Consider the following 12,269-nt stretch of genomic DNA (forward strand, 5'->3'; position numbering starts at 1 on the left):
GAGAATTTTCATGTCACGATTTTTTATCGACAGGCCGATTTTTGCCTGGGTGCTGGCCATAGTGGTGATGTTGGCCGGTATATTGGCCATCCAGTCTTTGCCCATAGCGCAGTATCCATCCATAGCACCGCCCGCTATCAGTGTCAGTGCCAGCTATCCGGGAGCTTCAGCCCGCACGCTGGAAGATACGGTTACGCAAGTGATAGAACAGAAGATGAAAGGACTGGATGGACTGATGTATATGTCATCCACTTCTGAGTCCAATGGTTCAGTGACTTTAACCTTGACCTTCAGTGCAGAAACCGATCCGGACATAGCCCAGGTTCAGGTGCAAAATAAACTGGCTTTGGCCACTCCGCTGTTACCGCAAGAAGTGCAGCGCCAAGGGGTATCTGTTGCCAAGTCTGCACGTAACTTCCTATTAGTGGCTGGTTTTGTCTCAGAAGACGGCAGCATGACGAATATCGACATAGGCGATTACGTTGCGTCCAACGTGCAGGACATAGTCTCACGTGTCAATGGTGTAGGTGAAGTGCAGCTGTTTGGTTCTCAGTATGCGATGCGTATCTGGTTAGACCCGGCCAAACTGCAAAACTACAAATTAACAACTGCGGATATCAGCGCCGCTATCAGTGCGCAGAATGCTCAGGTGTCTGCCGGACAATTAGGTGGCATGCCTGCTATCGAAGGGCAGCAATTAAATGCCACAGTCACAGCACAAAGCCGTTTGCAAACCCCGGAACAGTTCCGCGAAATATTGGTAAAGACCAACAGCGACGGCTCTGTGGTGCGCTTAGCTGACGTAGCCACTGTGGAACTGGGTGGCGAAAACTACGGTGTTGTAGCCCGGTTTAACGGTAAACCTGCCTCAGGTATTGGTGTAAAACTGGCCAGTGGTGCTAACGCTTTGGATACAGCATCAGGGGTGAAAAAAGCCCTTGCCGATCTGGAACCCTTTTTCCCCGCGGGCTTAAAAGCGGTGGTGCCCTACGACACCACACCTTTTGTTTCGTTGTCGATTGAAAAAGTAGTACATACCTTAATTGAGGCTGTGGTTTTGGTGTTTGTGGTGATGTATCTGTTCCTGCAAAACTTCCGCGCTACCTTAATTCCGACCATCGCTGTGCCTGTGGTATTGCTGGGTACTTTTGCCATCTTATCGGCCTTTGGTTATTCCATTAATACCCTGACTATGTTTGCTATGGTTCTGGCGATAGGCTTATTGGTCGATGACGCCATAGTGGTCGTTGAAAACGTCGAACGGGTGATGACCGAAGAGGGTTTATCTGCGCTTGAAGCCACCCGTAAATCCATGGATGAAATCAAAGGTGCTTTAGTAGGTATCGCCATGGTGTTGTCAGCGGTCTTTGTTCCTATGGCATTTTTTGGTGGTTCTACTGGGGTAATTTACCGTCAGTTCTCTATCACTTTGGTCTCTGCAATGGGCCTGTCTGTATTGGTGGCTTTAATTCTGACACCAGCCTTGTGTGCCACTTTATTAAAGCCAAGCCATGTGCATGACGACAGCTCTGTCTTAGGGAAATTTTTCTCTGGTTTTAACCGTGGTTTTGATAAAACCAACAAAGGCACGCAAAACTTTGTCAGCCGTATGATCCAGCAAAGCAAACGCTACCTGTTATGTTATGCGCTGATTTTTGGCGGTATGGTGTACATTTTTAGCCAGTTGCCTTCGGCTTTTTTACCGGACGAAGATCAGGGTATTTTGTTTAATCAGGTGGTGCTGCCAGCAGGTTCAACCACTGAACAAACCCTAAAAGTGGTAGAAAAAATGGAAAACCATTTCCTACAGGACCAGGGCGAAGCAGTGAAATCTATCTTTACTGTTACAGGCTTCAGCTTTGCTGGCTCTGGTCAGAATGCGGCCTTAGGTTTTGTCAATTTAAAACACTGGGATGAACGTCAGGGTGATCATTTGTCTGTAGGTGCTGTCGCTGGCAAAGCCATGGGCTATTTCTCCACCATCAAAGAAGCTTTTGTCTTTGCATTCCCGCCACCCGCTGTAGTCGAACTTGGTACTGCCAACGGTTTTAACCTGCACTTACAGGACAGAGCTGGTTTAGGTCACGATCAACTGTTAGCGGCCCGTAATCAGATGTTAGGTATGGCGGCACAAAGTCCTGTGCTGGCAGGTGTGCGCCCTAATGGTCAGGAAGATATGCCGGAGCTGAAACTGGATATCGACTTAGCTAAAGCTGAAGCGCTAAGCGTCAGTCAGGCTGATATCAACAGCACGCTGGCAACAGCCTGGGGTAGCAGCTACGTCAATGACTTTATTGACCGTGGCCGGGTGAAAAAAGTCTACCTGCAAGGTACAGCAGACAGCCGCATGGTGCCTGAAGACTTAACCAAATGGTATATACGCAATAGCCAGGGAGAGATGGTGCCCTTCTCTGCCTTTGCCAGTTCACACTGGACCTATGGTTCGCCTCGCCTGGAACGATACAACGGTTTTTCCTCGATGGAAATTCAGGGTGCTGCCGCACCTGGTTACAGTACAGGTCAGGCGATGGATGAAATGGAGAAACTGGCGAAGCAATTGCCACCGGGTTTTGCCTACGAATGGACAGGCATTTCTTATGAGGAACGCTTAAGTGGCGGTCAGGCTCCTATGCTGTATGCCTTGTCATTGTTAGTAGTCTTCCTCTGTTTAGCAGCCTTGTATGAAAGCTGGTCTGTGCCTGCAGCTGTGATGATGATAGTGCCATTAGGTGTATTTGGTGCTGCATTAGCTGCAATGCTTGCCAGCTTGTCGAACGATATCTATCTGCAGGTGGGTTTATTGACCACTATAGGTTTAGCCTCGAAAAACGCCATTTTAATAGTGGAGTTTGCTATCCACCGCATGGAGCAAGGTTTAGGTTTGGTCGAAGCAGCTATTGAAGCCGTACGCTTACGTCTGCGCCCTATCATTATGACGTCTCTGGCCTTTATCTGTGGTGTGTTGCCTCTGGCAATAGCTTCCAGTGCAGGCTCTGGCGCACAGAACGCCCTTGGTATTTCAGTGATAGGCGGTACTTTAGCTTCGTCGATTTTGGTGGTGGTATTTGTGCCAATGTTTTTTGTGCTGGTTCGCCGTGTGTTCCCAGGCAAACATCATGCACAGGAGAAAGCCGAATGAAATTAAAATCTTTAAGTTTAAGTGCTCTGGCTATGCTGGTATTGGGTGCCTGCCAAATGGCACCAGAACAGCAAGCTATTGAACTCCCTGTGCCTGATGCTTATGCATCAGCAGCACAAGGCTCTGGCACTGTGGCTTCAGAGCTGCACTGGCAACAATTTTTCAGTAACCCTAAGTTACAACAACTGATAGAGCTCAGCCTTGCGAACAACAAAGACCTGCAAATCGCTGCGTTAAATGTGCAGCGGGTCCGGGCTTTGTATCAGATTGAAGACTCAGCTTTGTATCCTTCGCTGGATTTAAATGCGTCAGGCACACGCCAGCGTTTACCTGCCGATTTAACAGGCACAGGCAGTGCGCAAATAAATCAGCAATACAGCGCTACAGTAGGTATTACCTCCTATGAGCTGGACTTCTGGGGCAAGGTGCGTAATCAGTCTGAACAAGCCTTGCAACAGTTGTATTCGACAGAGCAGGCACAACTAAGTAGCCAGATCAGTCTGGTATCAGAGCTTGCTAATGCCTGGCTGACCTATGCAGCGGATCAGCAGCTACTGGAGCTGGCGACTCATACTTTGCGCAGCCAGCAAAAAACACTGGAACTGACTGAACAAAGCTACAACTTAGGCGCAGCATCAGCCTTAACACTGCAACAAGTGAAAAGCTCTGTAGCTACAGCCAAAGTGGATATAGCCCGCTATCAGCGATTGTTGCAAAGGGATAAAAACGCTTTGGATCTGCTGACAGGCACACAAGTGTCTGCAGAGCTGTTGCCGGATCAGCCGCTGAGTAAAGTGTTGCAGTTGCCTGAATTGCCAGCGGGTTTACCTTCGGATTTATTGCAGCAACGACCTGACCTGAAAGCTGCAGAGCATGACTTATTGGCAGCCAATGCCAATATAGGCATCGCCAAAGCAGCATTTTTTCCAAGCATCAGCTTAACGGCTAATGCTGGCTCGGCCTCGGCTGAATTGGATAATCTGTTTAAAGGTGGTTCGGGTAGCTGGAGTTTTATTCCATCCATCAACCTGCCGATCTTTAATATGGGTCGGACTCAGGCCAATCTGGATGTAGCAGAAGCACAGCAGCAAGTGGCACTGGTTACCTACCAGCAAAAAATCCAGCAGGCGTTTCGTGAAGTGTCTGACGGTTTAGCGGATCGCGAAGGTTATGCGGCGCAGTTACAGGCACAGCAAGACTTAGCTGACAGCAACCAACAAAGTTTTACCTTGTCCGAAGCACGCTTTAAGCAGGGCGTGGACAGCTATCTGCAGGTACTGGACGCTCAGCGTTCCTGGTACAGCGCACAACAACAACTGATCAATGGCCAACAAGCTTTGCTTGCCAGTCAGATTAGTTTGTATAAAGTGCTCGGCGGTGGTTGGCAGAGCAACACCAGTCCTGTTGAATAACAAGCAGTCGCCGGGCTTTCAAGCCCGGCGTTGGAGTGCCCTATGACAGAAAAACAAAAACGACATACAGATCCGGCTTTAGCAGAAGCACGCAGAAACCAGGTCCTGACCGCTGCGGCAGATTGCTTCCGTCGCAAAGGTTACCATGGTGCTGGCATGGCTGAGATCTCAAAAACTGCAGGGATGAGCGCTGGTCATATTTACAATTATTTTGACAGTAAAGAAGCCATTATCGAAGCTATTATTCAGCGCGATATGGAAGAAATGTTTTCCGTATTTCAGCAATTCGAAGACGAGCCAGGCGATCTGATGACCATTATGCTGGACGGTGCCGATCAGGGTGTCGAACGCCATATAGACAAAGATAAAAATGCACTGGAACTGGAAATGCTGGCTGAAGCTGCCCGCAATCAAAAAGTAGCCTTTTTGATGCAACAATCTGACACTCACGCCAGAGCACGCATGCGTCGCTTACTGACAGGAGAACGCAGTCTGGTCAAAGATGCAACAGACAAAGAACTGGATGCCCGTATTAATGTTATTTTTGCCATGATAGGTGGATTGGCAATCCGTCGGACTTTGTACCCTGAACTGCAAAAAGACACTATATTGCTGGCTTTACGACCTGCACTGCGGACTTTATTGTCGCCTTTTTAGCCACGACCAGATAAGGCAGTACAGACTGCCTTATTTTTCTTTGCCCTGAAACTGATTCATGGTCGCCATCGCATTGGCCCAAAACAGGATTGAGCTTTTATCGTTACGCTGCACAGCGCTACTTAAAGCATCTTTGGCTTTTGCAGTAAAATCTACCGCACTGTTGTCCGTAGCAGCTTGCTCGTCTGAGCTTTCTGTTTTGCCTGAATACAACAACACCCTAAATGCCTGCTCCTGCTCAGCCGGAATTTTACCGCTGTCCAGCCCCTTGGTCAGCCAATCGGATAATTGCTTGCGAGTCATATTGTCAAAGACTAAAGTCTTCGCCTCAGCATTAGCATTGTCTGCAGGCTTAGCTGTTGGGTCGGTGACAGATTGAGGTTCTTGTTTGGCTACAGCTGTATACATAGCTGAGTACTGACCTGAGCGTATTTGGCTCAGGGTTTCAAAAAGATTGCTGTTATCCAGTTTCATACACTCTGCCCTTTATTCCTCGCCCTCTCTGACTAAGAACGTACCAAAGCAAGATACAGGCCAGCACTAAAAGTCATTCCTTTGACAGCACCGTGACGGAGGTTTCACGACAGCTACCAAGTTCATTTGAACGCAGCTACAATGCGGAAATTTTTTTAGTCATGAGGGAAAAATGAAACCACATAACATGCAACAAAAAGTGCTGCAGCTGGTCGAGACACCTTGGTTTAACCACAGTATTTTAGTGCTGATTTTAATCAACGCTATTTTGTTAGGCCTGGAAACCTCAGCTTCAGTGATGCAAAACTTTGGTGTAGTAATACTGCTGGCGGATAAAATTTTGCTGACGATTTTTGTCATCGAGCTGCTGCTGCGTATTTTTGCCTACCGCCTTAGTTTTTTTAAAGACTCCTGGAGTTTGTTTGATTTTGCCGTAGTGGCTATAGCTCTGATGCCTGCTACCGGCCAGTTCTCAGTGCTGCGGGCTTTAAGGGTGCTGCGGGTTTTACGTTTATTGTCGATCGTACCTTCAATGCGCCGCGTGGTTTCGGCTCTGCTGGGTTCTTTGCCAGGTTTAGGTTCTATCGCCATGGTGCTGGTACTGATTTATTACGTTTTTGCTGTTATTGCCACTAAATTGTTTGGCAGTGCTTTTCCTGAATGGTTTGGCTCTATAGGCGCGTCCTTTTACACGCTGTTTCAGGTAATGACATTGGAAAGCTGGTCTATGGGTATTTCCCGACCTGTGATGGAACAGTTCCCTTATGCCTGGGCCTTTTTTGTGCCTTTTATCTTAATAGCCACTTTTACCATGCTAAACCTCTTTATCGCCATTATCGTCAATACCATGCAAACCTTTACCGATCAGGAGCATGCAGCCGAACGGGCTGAAGACAAAAAAGCAGAGCAAGCAGAACAGCAACTGATGCACCAGCAACTGGCTGACATTCAACACGAGTTAAAAGCTTTAAGAGAAGAGCTGAAACAACGTAACACCTAAGACTCTGTTCAGGCCGCGGCACTGAGTCGCGGCCAGTCCTTTGACTATCCCGCCTTTGCATTCCTTTTCTGCTTCAGCTGGTTTAAGCTGATGTTTCTTTGATGTTAATCACTTGCCTTGGCTATATACAATGGAGTGTCCGGATGTCTTTTCATCTATTTATTTGCAGGCCTGATGTATGACCAGTCTGATGGTTTTAGTTGGTCTTATTGCTGTCATTGGTGCTCTTTGTGGGATCAGGGCAATGCTGCAACTGAGCCAAATCAGAGCTGAACTGGCAGAGTTGAAAAAACAGTTCAAGGGCAAAAGTGTGTCAGTCCCACCAACTGCACTGCCGACTGAGCCTGAACTTGTAGCTTCAGCGATAGCCCAACCAGTAGCAGATGTGAATCCATTAAACCCCTTAGCTATTATTCCTCAAACCCAGCCTGTGCCAACACCTGACATTTCCGCCCCGCCCGCTGATATGTTTTCAGCACTATCAGGTTGGATAGAGCAGCAACTGATTAAAAGAGGCATGGTCTGGCTTGGTGCTTTGGCCCTGGCTTTAGGTGGCATCTTTTTAGTTAAGCATTCACTGGACGCTGGCTGGTTATCTCCCGCTTTACGTATCGCGTCCGGTATGGCTTTTGGTCTGACTTTAATTATCGGCAGTGAATGGCTGCATAAACGCAGTCAGGGTCATGCGCTGAACAACTATGCACCAGCTGCCTTGTCCAGCGGCGGTTTTATCAGCCTTTATGCAGCAGTGCTGGTCGCGCTGGACTGGTATCAATTACTGAGTCCTGCTGTTGCTTTTCCACTTTTAGCTATTATTGCTTTGGCCGCGTCCTGGATGTCCTTGCGACAAGGCCCATTGTTGGCACTGATTGGTATTGTCGGTGCTTATGCAGTGCCCGTGCTGGTCTCCACGGATTCAGGTAATGTGCCAGCCTTATTGGCATATATTTCACTGGTCACAGTATCTTCAGTACTGGTAGAACAAAAAGTTAAACGCCCCTGGCTGTGGTGGCTGCCGATGTCTGCCCATCTGTTATGGCTTTTTGCTGCAATTTGGCTAGTCAGTTCAACTCAGTTATGGGCGTTCTGGCTGGTACTTTGTGGCAGTTTCGCCTTATTGGTCTGGTTACCCTCTGTTGGGGTAAAAGCACAACATATGGAGTTTACCCACCAGCCAATGCGCGGCTGGTGGCCATTGAGCCGCGAGCTGATATTGAGTCTGGCGCTGCTGGTAGTGGCATGCTGTGCGCTGTTTAATACAACAGATATCGTTAGTTTCACAGGCCTGTTAATTTTTGTTCTGCTTATGCTGGGGTGCGCAGCCAGCCACAGTAAATCTGAACTGTTGGTTTGGCTGACCTTTCTGCCTGCCCTTTGCTGGCTGCTACAAGCACCTTTGGGATTATCTACAGATCCTTATGCCATAAGCAGTGCCAGCGTAAAACACCATCTGTTGTTATTGCTGGTCTTTACGGTACCTGTGTGCACTGTAGCGCTAAAATGGCCAGGGCGCCTGCAATGGAGTAGTGCTTTAGCCGTACTGCCTGCGCTATTACTCGGTGTAAGTCATGCACAGGCCAGCGTTGAGGTGCAGCAGCAGTTGCAATTGCTCTGGACTTGCCTAGCCTTGTTGCTGGTCGCAGTTCAAAGTGCGATGGCGCTGAAAACCAGCCATAAAGCCGCTGCTTTTATTCAAATGGCTGGAGCTAACTTTGCACTGACGTTATGTTTTACCTTTTGGCTTGCCGATGCAGCTTTAACTTTAGCCATCGCAGCGCAACTGGTGCTGCTGACTCTACTGGCTATCCGGTTAAAAATGCCTGTGCCGCACTGGCTAATCAAACTGATCGTTGCTGCAGTGCTGGTGCGTTTAACGACAGCCCCGCTGCTTGGGCACTATGAAACCGAACTGTTATTTGGTTTGCATTGGTCTTTTGTGGTTTACCCCGTCGCTTTGCTGTGTTTTGGGCTGAGCTGGTATTTGTGGTGTGCCACCGCCCTTCGGAGCTATCTGGAAGGTGCGTTACTGCATTTGGTGGCTGTATTTATCACAGTGCAAACCCAGTACTGGTTAAATAACGGCGTTGTTGATTTTACCGATATGAACTTTAATACCCTGACTATTCAGGCCTTTAACTGGCTACTGATGGCATGGATTTATCAGTGGCGCAGCGCTCAGGCAGGCAATACCGCATTGCTGTATCGTATTGCAGCTGCCACTTTAGTGGTTCTGGTTGCGCTGGCACATTTGAAACTGAGTGTGATGGAAAACCCGTTCTGGCACACACAGTCTTTAGGTGCTGTACCAGTACTGAATCTGTTGCTGTTGGTATGGGGCTTACCGGCCTTGATATGCTGGGCTTTTAGCCGCTTGCCATTATCCGCTCGCCTGAAAAAACTGGCCTTATACACAGCGTTGGCTACCGGCACTTTATACCTGACTGGCGCTATCCGGCATTTCTGGCAGGACGGGCAAATCCTGCTGAGTTTACCTACCTCTGTAGCCGAGCAATACAGCTATTCGCTGGTGTTTTTAGTGATCGCCATAGCCACTGTGTTACTGGCGCAATGGCAAAACAAAACCCAAGCCCGTAAAGCAGGTTTTGTGTTGTTAAGCGCTGTGGTGTTGAAAGTTTTTGTGGTGGATTTAAACGACTTAACAGGGGTGCTCAGAGCTTTGTCTTTTATAGGTTTAGGTTTAAGCCTGGTGTTGCTTGGCTGGCTGTTTCAGCGCTTGCAACGGCCTGTACTGACAAAAACAAGTCACTAACAGATCACTGGCCTCTTTCATCTGCATGTCATAAAAAATCGTCATGCTGTGGCGCAATTCTTCTTGCAGCACAGCATGACCATTAAAGATCGCAGTGAATACAGATAACAAACTTCATCACTCCATTAGGCAACTCAGTCCACAACTGCAAAGTTACCTGCGATCCAGAGTACACAGACCTCAAGACAGAGCCGATCTGTACCAACAAACCATCATGGCGCTGCTGAGTCATACAAGTCCTGATAAGCTGCGAAATCCTCTGGCTTATGCCATCACTGTGGCACGGCATCTGGTTTTTCATCACTCTAAATCTAACCACACAAAAACTGAACTCGCCGATGAATACAACGAACTGGAATGCACAGATCCCACCTCAGATCCTGAAGCTCAGTGTGTTCTGCAGCAACAGGTGCAGCATATGGAGCAAGTGTTGCTGCTGTTGCCTCCGCTACGCCGTGAAGTTTTTATCCGCTGCCGCCTGCATCATCAGCCCAGAGCAGAAATAGCTCTGGAGCTGAATATGACCGAAGCAGCGCTGAAAAAACATATCAGCCGCGCTGTGGCCCAACTGGCACACTGCAGGCAATTATTCTGAAATAACACAGTTGACCTGAGTTAATTGTGGATGACAGCGCCACAGGCTTTGATCCGGAAATTGCACCGCTTTGCCATCCGGAGTTTGTTGAGGGGCCTGTGGGTAAAAATCGGTAGAAATAATCTGAGCTGCACTTTGTAACGCTGTATCACGTCTTACAGTGGAATAAACCTTAGGATGAAATTCATCACTGCGGGTGCGAACTATATAACCCTGCTTGACCAATTGCTCTATAGTTTCAAACTGCTGTTCTGGCTGGTTTTGCAGCAACATAGCGGCTTCAGCACTGGATGGTGGATAATTACCAAACATCACCCTTCCGGCTAAAGAGGGATGTTGCTTGCGGTACAATTCCAGTTGTTCTGGCTGACCATCAAACAAGAAGACAAAACGGCCGCGGGAATACGCCAAGCTTGGCCAGCCTTTAGTCAACACGCTTTGCTGCAGGCTAAGGCCTGGCTTTCGGACAAAATCCGGTGTTAATAGCTTCTCTTCCGGCAAAACGGCACGTATTTCCTGATCCAGCTGAGCATAATCCTCAGTCGTCAGAATCCGGGGCTTAATGCCCCCAGCCACGCCGCTTTCTTTTACATTCAGCAGGATCACCACTGGCAAATGATTTTTGTGCTGTAAAGACCACTGAAGTAATTGACGCAGACAATCCTGAAATAATGGGCAATGGGAGGCAAAATCCAGATCCGGAATATGAAACGCCTTAAAGCCAGGTTGCTGTAATTTTGCTTTGTGTTCTGCAGACAACAAAGATTTACCTAACCATTGCTCTGCTGCAGGTTTGAGATACATGCCCCCTTCAGGGTCAGCCAAAACATCCAGCTCCAGATGACGTAACCCCAGCTCCAGTTGCTGCTGCAACGGCAAATGCTGATACTGCAACGATGAGGTATCCTGACCTTGTTGCTGCATGTAGTGACTGACTCCATCAGGTAAAGCCTGTTTATAACTGTTGTGCGAACCAATCCACTGTATTTGATTTAACTTCAGTGGCTCAGCCGTTGCAGTGCTGCAGAACCAGAACAGCGCTATGAACAAAATTCTGAAACTCATGTGTTACCCCTTTTTAATATTGAATACAGTGATAGAGTCACGGCCGGGTTAAAAGGGGACAATCAAAACAAAGAAACTGAAAAAATACAGTCGGCCTTGTTGATCTGAACAACAAGCCATTAGCTTTCCAACAGCGCTTCCTGCTCTAAAAAGCAGCCTTTTTGCTGTAGTGCATCCAGCAAGCCGTAAAAATGGTGTTTTTCAGCCAACTCTATCGCTTTGGCTAACTGATTCGGATGCTTGGGTTTGTTGTTAAATAACGTCTGCCAGGGACTAAAATCAGCAGGAGTTACAAAAATTAGTTTGTCACCCAGCCGTTGTTTTAATAGATCAAACAGCTCTAAAGCTGCAGCATCAAAATCAAAGGCGCAATAAATCTGTTGGTACTGCTGATAAAAGGGCATCAGTAAAGCACTACTGGCTTTGCTGCCAGAAGCAAAACCAATATCAGTGTTGTGCAAGGAAAAATCCAACGCCAGCATCTGACCACAGACCGGCACTAGTTGTGGATAACGGAAAAAACATTCTTCATTTTCTATCAGCAGCAAACTACTTTTCGCCTGATAGCTCTGGAATTTGTCGGTCCCATCCAGCACCACCACTTCAGGTTGTCGGTTCTGACACCCCTCGTGATACACCAGTTGATAACCAAAAGAGGTATTGACCCGATGCGAGTCGCCAATCTGAGCCGCTTCTTTGCGTGATGCTGGCTGCAGCGCCTGTTGTTCAAGCTGACGAAACAATACTTCAGAGACAATACTGACCTGCCAACGGCCTGACCCTAACTGCCGTACTTTAAATAGCTCGGACTTTTTCTGATAAAACAGTGGAGGCAACAACTCCAGCATACGACCGTAATGCACAGGCTTGCCCTGACGGATTTGTTGCAGGTATTTTTTTAACATTCACGATCCCATTCTGGCTTTGGCTTGCTTCGGATAGCAGTGAACCGCAAAGCAGACGGCTTGGCAAGTGTCGCGAAAGCTTTATCAACTTGTCATAAAAATGCCACGGGACAGCCGGATAATAAGCCCCAGTTAAGTGCGAACCCTGTCAATGTGTTGCTTTAACTCCCTGGATTGTCCTGGATTTTTATGAGGGAAACCCTTGTGGTTCTCCCTCTTTTTTTTACTTTTTCATCCGCTCTATCTTCTGCT

Annotated in this window: 9 protein-coding genes; 6 read left to right on the forward strand and 3 right to left on the reverse strand. The window is 47.9% G+C overall.

Annotated elements, in window-relative coordinates; translation table 11 throughout:
• The first annotated feature begins 10 nt into the window (after positions 1 to 10).
• From P3C17_RS06830 to P3C17_RS06840, 3 genes are read left to right on the forward strand one after another with little or no spacing between them, the layout of a single operon-like run.
• Positions 11 to 3,139, forward strand: a complete 3,129-nt coding sequence (locus P3C17_RS06830; RefSeq protein ID WP_300928708.1) for an efflux RND transporter permease subunit — start codon at positions 11 to 13, stop codon at positions 3,137 to 3,139.
• On the forward strand, positions 3,136 to 4,551 hold the full coding sequence (locus P3C17_RS06835; RefSeq protein ID WP_300928709.1) for an efflux transporter outer membrane subunit: 1,416 nt from the start codon (positions 3,136 to 3,138) through the stop codon (positions 4,549 to 4,551). Before P3C17_RS06830 ends, P3C17_RS06835 begins: the two co-directional genes overlap by 4 nt.
• A 42-nt stretch (positions 4,552 to 4,593) precedes the next feature.
• Entirely contained in the window at positions 4,594 to 5,208 is a 615-nt protein-coding gene (locus tag P3C17_RS06840) for a TetR/AcrR family transcriptional regulator (protein WP_300928710.1), read from the forward strand.
• Between the two features lie 30 nt (positions 5,209 to 5,238).
• On the opposite strand, the gene P3C17_RS06845 is transcribed toward P3C17_RS06840, so the two are convergent.
• Positions 5,239 to 5,682 carry a hypothetical protein gene (locus tag P3C17_RS06845; RefSeq protein WP_300928711.1) on the reverse strand — a complete coding sequence of 148 codons (444 nt, stop codon included), beginning with the start codon at positions 5,680 to 5,682 and terminating at the stop codon, positions 5,239 to 5,241.
• Positions 5,683 to 5,854: 172 nt separating this feature from the next.
• On the opposite strand from P3C17_RS06845, the gene P3C17_RS06850 reads away from it, so the two are divergent.
• The 3 genes from P3C17_RS06850 (at position 5,855) to P3C17_RS06860 (ending at position 10,047) form a co-directional block, all read left to right on the forward strand.
• Complete coding sequence (locus P3C17_RS06850) at positions 5,855 to 6,682, forward strand: ion transporter (protein ID WP_300928712.1); 828 nt, start codon at positions 5,855 to 5,857, stop codon at positions 6,680 to 6,682.
• 178 nt (positions 6,683 to 6,860) lie between these two features.
• Positions 6,861 to 9,452 (forward strand): DUF2339 domain-containing protein, encoded by a 2,592-nt coding sequence (locus P3C17_RS06855; RefSeq protein ID WP_300928713.1) that lies wholly within the window; start codon positions 6,861 to 6,863, stop codon positions 9,450 to 9,452.
• Between the two features lie 94 nt (positions 9,453 to 9,546).
• Positions 9,547 to 10,047 carry an RNA polymerase sigma factor gene (locus P3C17_RS06860; RefSeq protein WP_300928714.1) on the forward strand — a complete coding sequence of 167 codons (501 nt, stop codon included), beginning with the start codon at positions 9,547 to 9,549 and terminating at the stop codon, positions 10,045 to 10,047.
• Here the strand turns inward: P3C17_RS06860 and P3C17_RS06865 are convergent.
• Both P3C17_RS06865 and P3C17_RS06870 read right to left on the reverse strand, forming a co-directional pair.
• Positions 10,039 to 11,112, reverse strand: a complete 1,074-nt coding sequence (locus P3C17_RS06865; RefSeq protein ID WP_300928715.1) for a Ca2+-dependent phosphoinositide-specific phospholipase C — start codon at positions 11,110 to 11,112, stop codon at positions 10,039 to 10,041. The two genes, P3C17_RS06860 and P3C17_RS06865, sit on opposite strands and share 9 nt — an antisense overlap.
• A 119-nt stretch (positions 11,113 to 11,231) precedes the next feature.
• The gene (locus P3C17_RS06870; RefSeq protein WP_300928716.1) at positions 11,232 to 12,017 is read right to left on the reverse strand and encodes a hypothetical protein; all 786 of its coding nucleotides are present in this window, start codon (positions 12,015 to 12,017) and stop codon (positions 11,232 to 11,234) included.
• Positions 12,018 to 12,269 lie beyond the last annotated feature (252 nt).

The organism is Rheinheimera sp. 1928-s (assembly GCF_029269265.1).
GTDB lineage: Bacteria > Pseudomonadota > Gammaproteobacteria > Enterobacterales > Alteromonadaceae > Pararheinheimera.

Bases quoted from the DNA above. Each gene is read 5' to 3' on its own strand.
- P3C17_RS06850 (WP_300928712.1), top strand. From the start codon at position 5,855: ATGAAACCACATAACATGCAACAAAAAGTGCTGCAGCTGGTCGAGACA.
- P3C17_RS06840 (WP_300928710.1), top strand. From the start codon at position 4,594: ATGACAGAAAAACAAAAACGACATACAGATCCGGCTTTAGCAGAAGCA.
- P3C17_RS06855 (WP_300928713.1), top strand. From the start codon at position 6,861: ATGACCAGTCTGATGGTTTTAGTTGGTCTTATTGCTGTCATTGGTGCT.
- P3C17_RS06830 (WP_300928708.1), top strand. From the start codon at position 11: ATGTCACGATTTTTTATCGACAGGCCGATTTTTGCCTGGGTGCTGGCC.
- P3C17_RS06870 (WP_300928716.1), bottom strand. From the start codon at position 12,017: ATGTTAAAAAAATACCTGCAACAAATCCGTCAGGGCAAGCCTGTGCAT.
- P3C17_RS06865 (WP_300928715.1), bottom strand. From the start codon at position 11,112: ATGAGTTTCAGAATTTTGTTCATAGCGCTGTTCTGGTTCTGCAGCACT.
- P3C17_RS06845 (WP_300928711.1), bottom strand. From the start codon at position 5,682: ATGAAACTGGATAACAGCAATCTTTTTGAAACCCTGAGCCAAATACGC.
- P3C17_RS06835 (WP_300928709.1), top strand. From the start codon at position 3,136: ATGAAATTAAAATCTTTAAGTTTAAGTGCTCTGGCTATGCTGGTATTG.